This window comes from Nocardia citri, assembly GCF_054065835.1.
Genome location: NZ_JBSUQM010000002.1, coordinates 354,707 through 368,126, shown reverse-complemented (window position 1 = coordinate 368,126; position 13,420 = coordinate 354,707). Strand labels below are relative to the sequence as shown.

General features: G+C 65.6%; 16 protein-coding genes. 5 read left to right on the top strand and 11 right to left on the bottom strand.

Going from position 1 to position 13,420, the window contains the following annotated elements:
• Nucleotides 1–130: 130 nt before the first annotated feature.
• The 3 genes from ACW2Q0_RS05445 to ACW2Q0_RS05435 form a co-directional block, all read right to left on the bottom strand.
• Nucleotides 131–1,519 (bottom strand): glycosyltransferase family 87 protein, encoded by a 1,389-nt coding sequence (locus ACW2Q0_RS05445; protein WP_457186775.1) that lies wholly within the window; start codon nt 1,517–1,519, stop codon nt 131–133.
• Between the two features lie 225 nt (nt 1,520–1,744).
• Entirely contained in the window at nt 1,745–2,740 is a 996-nt protein-coding gene (locus ACW2Q0_RS05440; protein WP_457186774.1) for a pyridoxal phosphate-dependent aminotransferase, read from the bottom strand.
• Nucleotides 2,741–2,879: 139 nt separating this feature from the next.
• Complete coding sequence (locus ACW2Q0_RS05435) at nt 2,880–3,155, bottom strand: hypothetical protein (protein WP_457186948.1); 276 nt, start codon at nt 3,153–3,155, stop codon at nt 2,880–2,882.
• A 312-nt stretch (nt 3,156–3,467) separates the two neighbouring features.
• On the opposite strand from ACW2Q0_RS05435, the gene ACW2Q0_RS05430 reads away from it, so the two are divergent.
• Nucleotides 3,468–3,659, top strand: coding sequence for an SAM-dependent methyltransferase (locus ACW2Q0_RS05430; protein WP_457186772.1), 192 nt, complete (start codon nt 3,468–3,470; stop codon nt 3,657–3,659).
• A gap of 73 nt (nt 3,660–3,732) precedes the next feature.
• Nucleotides 3,733–4,092, top strand: coding sequence for a hypothetical protein (locus tag ACW2Q0_RS05425; protein ID WP_457186770.1), 360 nt, complete (start codon nt 3,733–3,735; stop codon nt 4,090–4,092).
• Nucleotides 4,093–4,227: 135 nt separating this feature from the next.
• Here the strand turns inward: ACW2Q0_RS05425 and ACW2Q0_RS05420 are convergent, their stop codons facing one another.
• Nucleotides 4,228–5,244, bottom strand: coding sequence for an NADP-dependent oxidoreductase (locus ACW2Q0_RS05420; protein WP_457186768.1), 1,017 nt, complete (start codon nt 5,242–5,244; stop codon nt 4,228–4,230).
• 158 nt (nt 5,245–5,402) lie between these two features.
• Between ACW2Q0_RS05420 and ACW2Q0_RS05415 the strand changes: the two genes are divergently transcribed.
• Nucleotides 5,403–6,152, top strand: a complete 750-nt coding sequence (locus ACW2Q0_RS05415; protein ID WP_457186766.1) for an LGFP repeat-containing protein — start codon at nt 5,403–5,405, stop codon at nt 6,150–6,152.
• Between the two features lie 12 nt (nt 6,153–6,164).
• Here ACW2Q0_RS05415 and ACW2Q0_RS05410 read toward each other — a convergent pair whose 3' ends face one another.
• The 3 genes from ACW2Q0_RS05410 to ACW2Q0_RS05400 all read right to left on the bottom strand — a co-directional run bounded on the left by ACW2Q0_RS05410 (nt 6,165) and on the right by ACW2Q0_RS05400 (nt 8,100).
• On the bottom strand, nt 6,165–7,046 hold the full coding sequence (locus tag ACW2Q0_RS05410) for an SDR family oxidoreductase (protein WP_457186764.1): 882 nt from the start codon (nt 7,044–7,046) through the stop codon (nt 6,165–6,167).
• Nucleotides 7,047–7,156: 110 nt separating this feature from the next.
• Nucleotides 7,157–7,681, bottom strand: coding sequence for a hypothetical protein (locus tag ACW2Q0_RS05405; RefSeq protein WP_457186762.1), 525 nt, complete (start codon nt 7,679–7,681; stop codon nt 7,157–7,159).
• Between the two features lie 20 nt (nt 7,682–7,701).
• Nucleotides 7,702–8,100, bottom strand: coding sequence for a hypothetical protein (locus ACW2Q0_RS05400; RefSeq protein WP_457186760.1), 399 nt, complete (start codon nt 8,098–8,100; stop codon nt 7,702–7,704).
• 359 nt (nt 8,101–8,459) lie between these two features.
• Between ACW2Q0_RS05400 and ACW2Q0_RS05395 the strand changes: the two genes are divergently transcribed.
• Nucleotides 8,460–9,872, top strand: a complete 1,413-nt coding sequence (locus tag ACW2Q0_RS05395; RefSeq protein WP_457186758.1) for an MDR family MFS transporter — start codon at nt 8,460–8,462, stop codon at nt 9,870–9,872.
• Here the strand turns inward: ACW2Q0_RS05395 and ACW2Q0_RS05390 are convergent, their stop codons facing one another.
• The 4 genes from ACW2Q0_RS05390 to ACW2Q0_RS05375 all read right to left on the bottom strand — a co-directional run bounded on the left by ACW2Q0_RS05390 (nt 9,873) and on the right by ACW2Q0_RS05375 (nt 12,526).
• Entirely contained in the window at nt 9,873–10,616 is a 744-nt protein-coding gene (locus ACW2Q0_RS05390) for a hypothetical protein (RefSeq protein WP_457186756.1), read from the bottom strand. It abuts the gene before it with no gap.
• Nucleotides 10,613–10,822 carry a hypothetical protein gene (locus tag ACW2Q0_RS05385; protein WP_457186754.1) on the bottom strand — a complete coding sequence of 70 codons (210 nt, stop codon included), beginning with the start codon at nt 10,820–10,822 and terminating at the stop codon, nt 10,613–10,615. Before ACW2Q0_RS05385 ends, ACW2Q0_RS05390 begins: the two co-directional genes overlap by 4 nt.
• 163 nt (nt 10,823–10,985) lie before the next feature.
• Nucleotides 10,986–11,639 carry a class I SAM-dependent methyltransferase gene (locus ACW2Q0_RS05380; protein ID WP_457186752.1) on the bottom strand — a complete coding sequence of 218 codons (654 nt, stop codon included), beginning with the start codon at nt 11,637–11,639 and terminating at the stop codon, nt 10,986–10,988.
• 59 nt (nt 11,640–11,698) lie between these two features.
• The gene (locus tag ACW2Q0_RS05375; RefSeq protein WP_457186750.1) at nt 11,699–12,526 is read right to left on the bottom strand and encodes an NADPH-dependent oxidoreductase; all 828 of its coding nucleotides are present in this window, start codon (nt 12,524–12,526) and stop codon (nt 11,699–11,701) included.
• A gap of 110 nt (nt 12,527–12,636) precedes the next feature.
• Between ACW2Q0_RS05375 and ACW2Q0_RS05370 the strand changes: the two genes are divergently transcribed.
• Nucleotides 12,637–13,401: a siderophore-interacting protein gene (locus ACW2Q0_RS05370; RefSeq protein WP_457186748.1), complete on the top strand. Its 765-nt coding sequence runs from the start codon at nt 12,637–12,639 to the stop codon at nt 13,399–13,401.
• Nucleotides 13,402–13,420 lie beyond the last annotated feature (19 nt).

Genomic DNA, 13,420 nt, shown 5'->3' with positions numbered 1-13,420 from the left:
ACGCTCCGATCGACCGAGGTTGCGATTCGATATGGATGATGGCGCAGTACGGACGATCCCCGGCAACGGCGGTCTGGTCCGTCCTGTCGTGCGGCACAACGGCCGCTCCCCGACGTTCATGAAAGGCTAACTATTCGTTATCGATAGCGTGCCGGTAATGGCGCGCTAAAGAAAGACCGGTCGCGTTGTTCGGCGCCACGCTCCGCACGAGACCGAATCGTGACCTTATGTACACATATGGGCCCTGAACTCGGGAGATAACCGCCTCCAGGGCGGAAATCGGACCTGACTGGGCGGGCACTCGGCCCGCTGAAGTTACCGAACCGATATCCAGCAGCCGGTGGGACGAGCGGTGACCCCGACGATCCAGATCGTTTCGCCACAGCCGAACGATCGACCACGTGGTCGCGCAGAACAGCATGCCGTTGCGCACCGTCAGCACCACCACTCCCGGCCAACTCCCGGTGGCCACCCGGTCGTAGAGGAAGGGGAATTCCACCTGACTCAGCAACGCAGTCGCCAGCACCAGCAGCAACACCGGCCGCTGTGAGCTGTGCGTGTCGAGCGCGCAGACCGAAGCGACCGCCACCGCCCACACCAGATACTGCGGGCTGAGCACCCGGCTGGTCAGCAAGGCGAGCAGCACCGCGGCCAGTACCAGATCCGGCGCCGGAGGCCGCGCACGCCACCAAACGGTCAGCAACACCGCGCCGCCGACGACGGTGGCTGCCACGCACCCCACAGCCACGGCGGACACGGCCGGCCCGGATAGCTCGTCGGCACCATAACGATGCACGATGGTCCAGCGGCCGCTCAGCAATCGAGCGATCAACAGCGGGGTGGCGGCCACGGATTCGATCTGCAACCCACGCTTCGACTGGAACTCCAGGAACGACCACGCGCCCGGACCCAATGCCATCGATCCCGCGATCGCGGCGACTCCGAAGCCGACCGCGCCCGGACTCATCCGCCACAGCGTTCGCCAGCGCAAACCCAGCACAATCAGCACCGGCCAGACTTTCAACAGCACGCCCGCGGCGGCGGCCGCACCGGCCGCCGCCGGACGGCGCGTGGCCCACAGCAGTGCCGCGACCGCGGTCGCGGCCACGATCAGGTCGAATCGGCCGTAGCAGACTCGGCCCAACAGCGCCACGCCCACCGTCCACAACCATGGCCCCATCTGCGCTGTCGCCCAACCGTCACGCCGCGCGGCCCGGATCAATAGGCCGAGTACGCTCGCATCGGCGGCGGCGACGAGCCCGAAGAACAACCAGTTGTAGCCGAGTCCGCCGCCGAGCAACTGGGGCACCGCCAGCAGTGCGCCGGCTCCAGGCGGATACTGCCAGCGCTCGTCCTCCAGCGGGAAAATGTTCTGGTACACGATCTGCTCGGCCCATGCGCGATACAGCGTCAAATCCGCGGCCGAGGCATCCCAGACGCTGTGCGGCAGCACCGTCACCCCGGTGAAAACCACCATCAGCATCCGCGTAACCACCCACACCGACCACAACCTCGACACCGACGACAGCCTGCCCACGAGTCGCAGCCTAACCATCGCGCTCAGCGCAGCGCCGGGACCGGTCCCGCGCCACCGCCCATACGCTCTGCACGCATGGCGGGCACTCTTTTGTACGGCGTGGTCGGCCTGGTTCACGACAGAACCCAATGAACTCGGGGCCGGTGGGTTACCCACGCGAAAGCGCCTCGTTCGGGCGACCTCGGACCACACTCCCGCCACCGCAGGTCAGCGCGACGCGACAAGCACCGCATCGGTCGCCGCGGCATCACCGACGGTAATCCTGATACCCGCCCCGCAAGGCTTGGCTCGAATCCCGTCTCGCACGAAAACCGCACGAAGCCGGTCGATTTCGGCAGCGCCGCAGGCACCGAGGTATACGAAGTTCGCCGCACTCGTCGGCACCGTAAAGCCCAGCTCGCGCAACCCATCGGTGAGCCGGCCACATTCGCGGGTGATGGCGGCTGTGCGCACCGCCAATTCCGCTCCGGCGTCATAACATGCCCGCACACCGGCCTCGGCCGGTGCGGTCACCCCGAACGGCAACTGCCACCGTCGAATTCGCGCGATCACCGCAACTGCGCCGATCGCATACCCGACCCGCGGTGCCGCCAACCCGTACGCTGTCGAGAAGGTCCGTGTCACAACAAGATTCGGGTACCGCGTCAACAGGTCGACCGTGGCCATCCGATCCGCCTGCGCGACGAAGTCGATGTACGCCTCGTCGAGCACGATCGTGACCGACGGATCGATCCGATCGAGGAATCCCTCGAGGTCCGCCTGTCCGATGCGGGTGCCAGTCGGATTGTGCGGACTGCACAGCACAACCACCCGCGTGCGCGCGTCGATGACATCGAACATGGCGTCGAGATCCTGATGCCCGTCCGCGGTGAGTGGAACCTCCACTGCCCTACCGCCTATGTTTTCGGTCAGTAATGGATATCCGTCGAAGGTCGGCGTCGCCATCACGACACAGTCATCGGGCGCGACGAATTCCCGCAGGATATACCTGATGACCCCGGTGGCACCCTCGCCGACGACCACCTGGTCGGGTGGAACTCCGAGTTGGTCCGCGATCATCCCGGGCAGCCTGCGTGGCAGGTACTCCGGATAACGGTTCGCCGCCGCCAGCGCGCCCCGCAGGGCGGCACGTACGGATGGTAAAGGACCATAAGGGTTTTCATCGAGCGCGAGCCGATGCTCCGGTTCCGAGGTCGGCGACATATCGAATCCCCTCGCTCAGCGTCCGGCGACCACCCACGGTTGCCGGACGTTCGATGAACGGTTCCGTTGAATCCACGGCTGCAGTGACCACCCACAGCTATTCGTGCGGGCGGTCGATTCGAACGGATGCTGTGCGTTTCTACAGCACGGCATTCATGATCGTGCCCGCACTGGTCGCGACCGCGCCACCGGCCATCGCACTGGCAATCATCTTCGGCGACTGCAGTTCGCCCCCGGACCATTTCTCCCAGGCGAACCGGCCGCCACCGTAGGTAATGGCGCTGACACCGGACAGCTGAATCAGCCAGGTGAAATACCGGCCCATTTGCATCAGTTTGTCCGCCATCGGCGGCGCCTCTGGTTCCGGATTACTGATCTCGGCTAGCACGGTGTCGTGTAACGCGGCGAGAATCATGCTCACTTTCATGCTCCTTGTCGCATGCCGGTGCTGGGATAAGAGACTTGGCGATGGACGCTACAGCGCGTTGACCTCCACAGATTGAACCTCATCAAGATCACGCCACGGGGCCGACACACCGGAATCGAACCCCTGATGCCGCTCGAATCCCGGCATGCCGCGCATTCGCCACCCCTATTCTGAGCGAGGAAAATTTCGCCGGAGCGGGCCGCCGAGCATGGGTTTCGCCGGTAGCGGGCACGACATGGCGCGTCACGCCACCCGAGAGAATCGTCATGCCGAATAGCTGGGCCGAAAACCGCCGCTGGGTTGCCGACCAGAATCAACACGAGTGTGGCTCATGAAGCTCGTGTTTACGATTATTGGCTCGACGGAAAGGATAACTATCCGGCCGACCGGGCGCTCGGCGATGCGATAGCCACCCATATTCCCGCGATCCGGAGTATGGCCCGGGCCATGAGGCGGCCGATCCGGAATCGGCGTGGTATCGGTCCGGCGTAGGCCGCAAGGCCTGATCACCGCGCGACGTTTGCGTCGGCGCCGGTCGGCAACTCCACCCATGAGGTGATCGATCATGGTCAACGATCTGGAGAAGCGGTGGACGGCGGACGACCGGACCTTTCGCCGGGTGGCGATCTATGTGGCGGCGGTCCTCGCGGTGGCCGCGCTGGTCTTCGTGATCACCGCGATATGGGCGGCCGACCGGCGGGCCTGCGCGGCCGCGGAGACGATGCTGTGCGACACCGCTGCGAAATCCGCGATCCTGGCCGGACCGACCGTGGTGCTCATGCTGGGCGGCATCGGCGCATTCGTACGGACCTATCGCGAATGGCGGCGCGGCCGGAGCTGGCCGATTTGGCAGGGCGGGGGCTGGTTCCTGTTCACCATGATGATCGTCTATCTGGGCATCGGCGGCGGCAGCATCGCGGGCTGAGCGATCGAGTGTGTGACGTGAAGCATAGTCATTTGGTTGTGCACATCGCATTCGGTCTGAAGCCCGTTCCTGCCAACGGAAATGGGCGAGGCCGAGATCGTGCTGTCGCCGCCGGTGTAATCCGAGCCGGGTCCGCTACCCGACCCGCACCACGAGTTTGCCGAAATTACGGCCCTCGAGCATGCCGATGAATGCCTCCGGTGCTTGCTCGAGGCCTTCGACAACATCCTCGCGGTAGCGGACCCGGCCCTCGGCGATCCAGCCGGACATCTCGCGCAGAAAATCCTTGTACATCTCCGGGACGAATTCGCTCTGGATGAATCCGCGCACCGTGAGACTCTTGGTCAGAATGCGACCGAAGAAGCCGGGCAGGCGATCCGGACCCTCGGGTTTACCGGTCGCGTTGTAATTCGCGATAAGTCCGCAAACAGGCACGCGCGCATAGGTATTGAGCAACGGAAGGACCGCGTCCGCCACCGCGCCGCCGACATTCTCGAAATAGATGTCGATGCCATCGGGCACCGCCGCGCGCAGTTGATCGACGAAATCCGCTGCGCGATGGTCGATCACCGCATCGAAGCCTAATTCTTCGCGCACATAGGCGCATTTCTCCGGACCACCCGCGATGCCGATCGCCCGCACACCCTTGATGCGGGCGATCTGGCCGACAGCGGAACCGACCGGGCCGCTGGCCGCGGCGACCACGAGGGTCTCCCCCGCCTTCGGCTGCCCGATCTTCAACAGCCCGGAATACGCCGTGAACCCAGGCATGCCGAGGACACCGAGCGCGGTCGATATCGGCGCTTTATCCGGATCCAGCGTGCGCAGCCCGGCCGCGGGCGCGACCTGATGCGTCTGCCAGCCTGAATAGGCCTGCACCACATCACCTTTCGCAAGCGACGGAGCGCGCGATTCGAGTACCTCGGCGACGGTGCCGCCGACCATCACATCGCCGATCTCGACCGGCGCCGCATACGATTCGGCGGCACTCATCCGCCCACGCATATACGGATCCAGGGATAAATACCGCGTGCGCAGCAGCACCTCGCCCGCGCCGAGCTCGGGCAGCGCCGCGGTCTCGATGCGGAAATTCGCCGGGGTCGGTGCGCCCTGCGGCCGCGATGCCAGAACAATCCTCGTCGACTCGATCACATGGATTACCCTATCGCTGGCCACTAACCACAGCACGGAATGGCCGGGTTGGCTAACGGATATCGCGCTGCCACCGATAGCGGACTGTCGACTCCCCTGACGACAGTTCGCGGCCTCACCGAAGTTCGTATTCGACTACGACCTGCTCAGGAGTTGATTTGGCACCGCAATTTCGCACCGGACGCCCCGCGCGGGCGGCACTCACATCGACCACCGCCGCCCTGGCGTTGCTGCTGAGCGTCGGCCTCGGCACCGCGACCGCGCGCCCCGTCGGCCTGTTCGACGTCGGCGGAGCCATCGAGGTCGAATACGACCAGGTGGGCGGCCCCGGCGCGCTCGGCGACCCGACCGGACCCGAACTCGATGCCGCCAACGGTGGCCGGTACCAGACATTCGAGCGCAATGCCTCGATCTATTGGCATCCCGATGCCGGTGCCAATGAGGTCGGCGGCGCGATCCGCGACAAGTGGCGCGACCTCGGCTGGGAAACCGGCGTGCTGCGCTATCCGGTGACCCGTCAGCTGTCCACACCGTCGGGATCCGGCACCTACAACGTTTTCCAGGGCGGGTCCATCTATTGGTCCCTCGGCACCGCCGCGCACCAGATCGGCGGCGCGATCCGCGATAAATGGGGGTCCTACGGCTGGGAGAGCGGTGCGCTCGGTTTCCCACTCACCGATGAGGCGGCCGCGCGCGCGGGCAACGGGCGCTACAACCTGTTCCCGGGCGGCGCGATCTATTGGTCCCCGCGTAGCGGTGCGCATGTCGTCTGGGGCGCGATCCGCGACCTGTGGGTGTCCAATGGCGCGGAATCCGGGCGGTACGGATTCCCGACAGGCGAGGAATACGACTATGAAGGCGGAAAAGCACAGGATTTCCAGGGCGGTCGGATCACCTGGCAACCCTGAGGAAAGCGGCCGCTAGTCCTTGCCGAGCGCCTGCGTCCGAGCGCTGAGCGAACGACCGAGCCCGGCCACTTCGGCGTCGATCTCCGGCAGCCATGCCGAGGTGGTCTTGCTGCTCTCGCGCTCGGCGAGCGGCGTCTGCAGCAGCGGTCTCAGCCAGCGTAGGACGCCGACCCAGGCGGGCACGTTGATCCGCCGGGCGCGCCGCTCGATGCCCCGCTCGAACCTGGCGCCGCACTCCTGCACCGAGGTCGTCTTACGGATCGGGCGCGGCAGCGCGGCGAGCGCTCGCGTGGTCGCGGGGAGGTCGGCGAAGCTTTCCCGCACGAGCGGGGTGTCGATCCACGACATGTGCGCGGACCCGACATCGACGCCGAGATGCGCGACCTCGAGCCGCAACGCATTCGCGAAGTGCTCGATCCCCGCCTTGGCGGCGTCGTAAGCCGCCATCGCGGGCATCGCCAGATAGGCCGCGACAGAGGAGACGATCAGCACGTACCCACGCCGTTCGATAACCGCCGGCAGAGCGGCGCGGACGGTGTGGAAACAACCGATGAGGTTGACGTCGATCACCCGCCGGAAGGCGGCGGGGTCCACCTTCAGGACCGACCCGTAGCTGGCGATTCCCGCGTTCGCGATGACGATATCGATGCCGCCGAACTTCTCGATCCCCTGCGCGACCGCGGCCTGCATCGCGGCGAGGTCACGCACATCGGCGGAGACCGCCACGACGTGCTCGTCGCCACCGAGTTCCTTCGCGAGCTGCCGCAGCCGGGGCGCGTCGACATCAATGAGCACAAGGTGCGCACCCCGGGCACGCAATCGTCGGGCGACCTCTGCGCCGACACCGCTCGCACCACCGGTGATGAGTACAATCTTGCCGGTCAAGGCGGTCATGGTGCTGAATTCTAATACTTCCGCTATCTTCCAGCATCCACATCACTGAAACGTCAGACCTTGACGATCCAGCACCGCCGTCGACCGGCAGCCTTCGGTCGCTTACCTGATCAGATCAAGTTTCCGTCGTAACACAAACTCCCGGTCCGTGACGACGGTGCCGGGCGCGGGGTATCGGAATCGAAGGTCCAGTCCGCAATCGGACCCGCTGCCTTCCAATAGAGACCACCATGTCCGTCCGCGACCACCCGATACACATCGTCCGTACCGTCGATGATTTGGTCGCCGACACAGTAGTCCGTGTATTCGGTGCCCGGCTGGTGTGCGCCCGCACTGAACAGCCGGGCCGGATGCGCGTACGCGCCGGGGTTCGGCACGGTACTCGGCCGGTTGGCCGGTCCACCCTTGGACCAGTACGGCGCGGCGCGACTGTCGGTTTCGCAACGGAAGACGCGGCCACCCGCGACAACGGTCGCGCCCTGAGCGTGCGCACTGCCCGCCCACAGACAGGTGACGCCGGATCTGCCGGTTCGGTTACTCGCTATGGCCGTGCCAACTCCGAATTCCAGGCCGCCCACGGTGATCGCGGCCGCTGCCAACAGGGTGAATACTTTCGCCTTCGACGACCGAGGCACGGTCGAGCTCGCCGTGCGCATCAGCAAGTCCCCGCCGCGGCTCGGCAGACGGTCCAGCCATTGCCGTCCGGACGCGGTACCCGGGTCCACGTCGTCGCGCCTCCGGTGCGGCCACCCGTGGTGTCTACACTCGATTCGTTCCGACTGCGGTATTCGCGCAGATTGTTCTGTTGTTCGTTGCGCCGCAACGAGTTCTGCGGGGTGTGGTGATAGCCGAACGGATCGATGTGATGCCAGCCGGTGGTATCGCGACCACCGGTGCTACCGCGATTGTTCGAATGATCTGAGCGTGCGCCCGGATTCGCGAGTGCCTCGCCTGCGCCGACCACCGCGCCGACGGTGATCACGCCGACGAGCAGCGCAAGCGCTCTACCTCGTACACCATCGCGCTTGGTCAGGTTCGTTGTTCGATGCGTCATGGCCCCTTTGCCTCTCTGCTCCAACTACTGAGATAGATAGTAGATGATGAACCTAAGAGATTTCAGCACTTCGCCTAGCAGGCACTTTGATCCCGAGCGTGATGGTTAGCACGTATTTAGTCAGTAGCGATCGCCCCGGGTTCGCGACCAAATAGGGAACCGGCCACCCACCTCAGAGCTGACACCCCGCGCACGGGATGCCCGGCCGGGAGACAGGGGCCCGCTCCCCCACGGGAGATCGCGACCGAATTCGCCGCCGTGCCCGACCAACTGGCGCCGAAATATTCCGGGCGGGAATAGCTGCGGCCGGGACGCGTTGCTTCCGGGTGGCCAGTGAAGTGCAGGAGAGGGGTCGGTCGGTGGCAACCGAGGCAATGGAGTCGTCTGTCGGTCTGCGATCCGATCGAGGTGCGATCCTCGCCTCGCTGATGCTCGCGACGGGACTGGTCGCGCTCGATTCCACCATTATCGCGACCGCGGTGCTCACCATCACCGACAGCCTCGGCGGATTCTCGCAATTCCCGTGGTTGTTCTCGATCTACCTACTGACACAGGCGGTTACGGTCCCCGTGTACGGCAAGGTTGCCGATACGGTCGGACGCAAACCGGTAATCCTTTTCGGCATTGCGGTTTTCGCGCTCGGCTCACTGCTCTGCGGTGTGGCGACGAGCATGGTGGGGCTGATCATCTTCCGCGCGGTGCAGGGTATCGGCGCCGGCGCCATCCTGCCGATGACCATGACCATCGCCGGAGATCGGTACACCCTGACCGAACGCGCCAAGGTCCAGGGCTATCTGGCCAGTGTGTGGGCGATCTCGGCGGTGGTCGGGCCGTTGCTGGGCGGACTGTTCGCCGAATACGTCAGCTGGCGATGGATCTTCCTGATCAATATTCCGCTGTCCGCCCTCGCCGGATGGATGCTGGTGCGCAGCTTCGAGGAGAGCACGCAGCGGCGCCAACAGCGCGTCGACTATCTCGGTGCGGCACTGCTCACCGTCGGCGCCGGGGCGCTGATTCTCGGACTGCTCGAAGGCGGACAGGCCTGGGCCTGGTCGTCGCCGCCCGGCATCGGCATCTTCGTCGGCAGCGCACTCGTGCTGGCGCTGTTCGGTCTGGTGGAGCGGCGGGCCGCGAATCCGATTCTGCCGCTGTGGGTTTTCACGCGACGGGTCATTATCGCCAGCAGCCTGGTCTCGGTGCTGGTCGGCGCGATCCTGCTCGGTATGACCTCGTACGTGCCGACTTTCACGCAGGGCGTGCTCGGCACCGGGGCGCTGCTCGCCGGTCTCACCGTCGGCGCGCTCACCCTCGGCTGGCCGCTGGCTGCCTCACAGGCCGGAAAGGTCTACCTACGCATCGGTTTTCGCGCGACCGCGCTGATCGGCAGCACCCTGGCCACGGCAGGCGCCGCGACCACACTGTTGATCGATGAAAACTCCACGCTGATCCAGATCGCCGCTTCGTGTTTCGTGATCGGTACCGGCATGGGCCTGGTCGCCACACCCACCCTGATCGCGGCCCAGACCACCGCGGAGTGGTCCGACCGCGGCGTGGTCACCTCGGCGAATATGTTCGCCAGGTCGTTGGGCAGTGCGGTCGGTGTCGCGATATTCGGCGCGATCGTGAACTCGCGCGTCGGCGACACCGACCATCCGGCGCCGGCACTGCTGTCCTCGGCGGTTCATCTGGTTTTCCTCGCGGTGGCCGCGATGGCCTTGGTGATGGTGATCGCATCCGCGATGATGCCGCGCCGAGATACGAACGCCGCCTAGTTACCAGGCAGAACGCCGATCGGCGATTTCGGTCAGCGCGCGATCACGCTGCTCGACGGGCAACTTTTCGGCGGCGGACCGGACCACCTCGATCGCGGACTCGGAGAGCACATCCAGCGTGCGGCGATACTCCGACCATAGATCGTATTCTGCTGTGGCCCAGAGCATTTCGATGAGCTTTTCGCGAGAGGCCAGATTTACAAAACGTTCCAGTTGTGCGGCGTCGTCGACGAAGAAGGCCGAGCGGACAAGTGCGGTGCCGTCGAGTGCCGCCTCGGTGGCGCGGCCCGACCTGTCGGAGATCGAGGCGACAACATCGCCCAGAGTGATCCAATCTCCGCGTGCCGCAAGCTCTTTGCCGACCGCGACAATGGTCGCCTCGGGCAGCCCGCCGAGAATGGTCGAGGCATGCCGTGGATCGAGTAATGCGGCGATATCGGCGAGGAAATCCACCGGCAGGCGCTTGGCGACATCCACCGCGTGCGATGGGTCGAGCACGCCCGCCATCCGGGCCGCGAGTAGCGCACCGCGACTGCGTACCACCATCTTCGCGGTGATCGACGTCGGAATCACCCTGGACGCCTGGGCAACCCGCCGCAATCCAGCCTCTTGTCCGGCCACGAAAAGATCGGTGAGCTGGAGGCGGAATGCCCGCAGATCCACATCGGGTACGTTGTCGAGGTAAGCGAGCTGCTCGACCGGAACACCCAGTGTCCGTGCGAGTTTCAGCAATTGCGCCGTCATAGTCCGGCCGCTTTCTTGACCGGGCCGCGCAGCAAGCGCGGCAGGAAGTCGAGGATGCCGAAGGCGGCGGCCCGGAGCTCACCGCCCTGCCGCCATCGGGCATCCTCGATCGCCTGGGCGAGTTCGGCTTGATGCTCTGGGCTCAGCGCGGCAATGCCGGGCGGTAGGTCATCGGGTATCAGTTCCGCGAGCGTGTACTCTGCCATGGTTGCCTCCGTCGGGCGCATCGGATTCGCTCATGATCAACAGTGGGGCGATTTGCTGCTGGATGCAAGGAAACAGTGCTGTCCGGGGTCAGGGACGAGACCGCCACGATCTGGATGCACTATACGGACGGTGCCATCCGCTCTGGTGAGCGCGCCGCCGCGATCACCGCACTTGTCGATGGAATTCGGCCCGCCATCGCTGCGTCTGCGGATCCTGCTCGATCTCCACTACCTCTAGCCCATCAGCGAACGCATTGATCTCCGACCGGGTCAGTGGCCACGGCGGTCCGCTCACCTGCTCCCCCTCCGCTCGAATTCCGGCGATCACGATCAACCGACCACCGGGCGCCACGGCCCGTCGTATGTTGGCGATCGCGGTGTCACGCACCGACACCGGCATCGACTGCACCGTAATCGACTCGACGACGAGATCGAACGCATCCCCCCACGCTGCGGGTGGATCCAGCAGATCAGCCACCAGGTACTGCGCGGCTGACTCCGGAAACCGTTGGCGCACTTCGGCAATCGCGGTCGGCGAAATATCGAAGGCGGTGGTCGTGAAGCCGAGCCGCGCGATGTACTCCGCATCCTGGCCATACCCGCAGCCGATCACCAATGCCCGGCTCCCGGCACCGTCCGACGCGCGCCGCTCGGCCCACTCGACCACCATCGGATTGGGCTGGTCACGATCCCACGGCACAATCGCGTCCCCGGCGGCCGCCTCCGCATACAGCCGCTCGAACCACCCGGTCGGATCATCCTGGGCGAGCGACTCCGCGGCCAACCTGCTGGCATCGGCATCTCGATTCACAGCCATCCAGCCAGTCTCGCACGCGGGGCCGACCGCAACGACGCTCGCCGCGAACTACATCGCGGTCAGTGCAAGGGGAAGCCGCGATTCGCCAGTGACTCGCGGAGCCGGTGACGGCCGTTGAGGCTGGTCGCGGAGGCCAGGCGGCCCAGCACACGTTCGGTCCAGGAGTGTGGGAGTTGCTGTTCGGCGTAGAACTCGGCGATGCGGTCTTCGTAGGCCGCCACATGGGGGCGTTGGGTCGGCAGGTCGTAGGTTTCGTGATGCAGGACTGCCGACTGTGGGAGACGCGGTTTGACGCGGGCGTCCTCACTCGGATCCGGGTGTCCGACCAAGAGTCCGAAGACGGCGAAGACCTGTTCGGGCAGTTTCAATTCCGCCGCGACCTGTTCCGGATTGTTGCGGATCGCGCCGATGTAGACGGTGCCGAGGCCGAGGGACTCCGCCGCGACGACCGTGTTCTGCGCGGCCAGCGCGGCGTCGATGAAACCGACGTAGCTCGATTCGAGGTAGTCCGCACCGGCCAGGGGCGCATCGTGGTCGGCGGCGAGTTGGCGCAGTCGAGCGAAATCGGCGGTGAACACCAGCAGCAGCGGGGCCTGTTCGATATGTGCTTGCCCGCCCGCCAGCGCGGCGATGCGGGCCTTGCGGGCCGAGTCGCGAACCGCGATGACGCTCCATACCTGCAGGTTGGAGGAGGTCGGCGCGGACTGGGCCGCCGAGACGAGCAGGCGCAGGGTGTCATCGGAAACCGGATCGGTGAGGTAGCGGCGCACCGAGCGATGCTCGTGCAACACCCGCAGCACCGGATTCCACTCGGCGGGCTCGGTCGGATTCGGATCCCGATAGCGCTGCTGGACGGCGTTGGCGGCGCTCGGCACGGTCTGCGTCATACCGATCATCATCTATGTCGCCGGTGTGCCCGTCTGCGGTAACCCTCACCTCGAGCCGAACCGAGTATGGTTGGTAAGGCAAACCTAATTGGCAATTAGTGGAGGTTACCTTGGCACGACCCCGCACCACGTTAGCGGTGCAGCGCACCGAGCGGTTGACCCCGCATCTGATCCGGGTCCACTTCGGCGGCCCCGGATTCGCCACCTTTCGGCCGAGCGAGTTCACCGACTCGTATGTGAAGTTCATTTTCCCGCGCGACGGGATCGACGTGCTGCGCACCTATACCGTGCGCTCGGTCGATCCAGATGCCGGTGAGCTGGCCGTGGACTTCGTCTACCACGGCGACGAGGGCATCGCCGGGCCGTGGGCGGCTTCGGTGCAGCCGGGCGAAACCATCGATTGCTTCGGACCCGGCGGGGCCTACGCGCCACGGCCCGATGCCGACTGGCATCTTCTGGCCGGTGACGAGGCGGCCCTGCCCGCGATCGCGACGGCGCTCGAGGCGATGTCCGCCGATACGATCGGGCAGGCCTTCGTCGAAGTCGCCGGACCCGATGACGAACTGAAACTGGACAAGCCCACCGGCATCGAGCTGACCTGGCTGTATCGCGGTGGCCGCGAACCAGGCGAGGTGCTGGCCGACGCTGTGCGCGCGGCGACGTGGCGGGAGGGGCAAGTTCAGGTTTTCATCCACGGCGAGGCTCGCGCCATCATGCAGGATTTGCGCCGCTACGTCCGCCGTGAGCGTGGCGTCGGCGCCGAGTGGGCGGCCTCGATCTCCGGCTATTGGCGGCGCGGCCGCACCGAGGAGGGCTTCCGTGAATGGAAGGCTGAATTCAAGGCCCAGGAGACCGTGGACGCGCCGAACAGCTGAACGGCCGAAATCCCATGGC

What these genes read in the sequence shown, in the direction of transcription:
- ACW2Q0_RS05390 (WP_457186756.1), bottom strand. Translation starts at nt 10,616, where the DNA reads ATGACGGCGCAATTGCTGAAACTCGCACGGACACTGGGTGTTCCGGTC.
- ACW2Q0_RS05440 (WP_457186774.1), bottom strand. Translation starts at nt 2,740, where the DNA reads ATGTCGCCGACCTCGGAACCGGAGCATCGGCTCGCGCTCGATGAAAAC.
- ACW2Q0_RS05385 (WP_457186754.1), bottom strand. Translation starts at nt 10,822, where the DNA reads ATGGCAGAGTACACGCTCGCGGAACTGATACCCGATGACCTACCGCCC.
- ACW2Q0_RS05435 (WP_457186948.1), bottom strand. Translation starts at nt 3,155, where the DNA reads ATGATTCTCGCCGCGTTACACGACACCGTGCTAGCCGAGATCAGTAAT.
- ACW2Q0_RS05375 (WP_457186750.1), bottom strand. Translation starts at nt 12,526, where the DNA reads ATGACGCAGACCGTGCCGAGCGCCGCCAACGCCGTCCAGCAGCGCTAT.
- ACW2Q0_RS05400 (WP_457186760.1), bottom strand. Translation starts at nt 8,100, where the DNA reads ATGACGCATCGAACAACGAACCTGACCAAGCGCGATGGTGTACGAGGT.
- ACW2Q0_RS05380 (WP_457186752.1), bottom strand. Translation starts at nt 11,639, where the DNA reads ATGGCTGTGAATCGAGATGCCGATGCCAGCAGGTTGGCCGCGGAGTCG.
- ACW2Q0_RS05425 (WP_457186770.1), top strand. Translation starts at nt 3,733, where the DNA reads ATGGTCAACGATCTGGAGAAGCGGTGGACGGCGGACGACCGGACCTTT.
- ACW2Q0_RS05410 (WP_457186764.1), bottom strand. Translation starts at nt 7,046, where the DNA reads ATGACCGCCTTGACCGGCAAGATTGTACTCATCACCGGTGGTGCGAGC.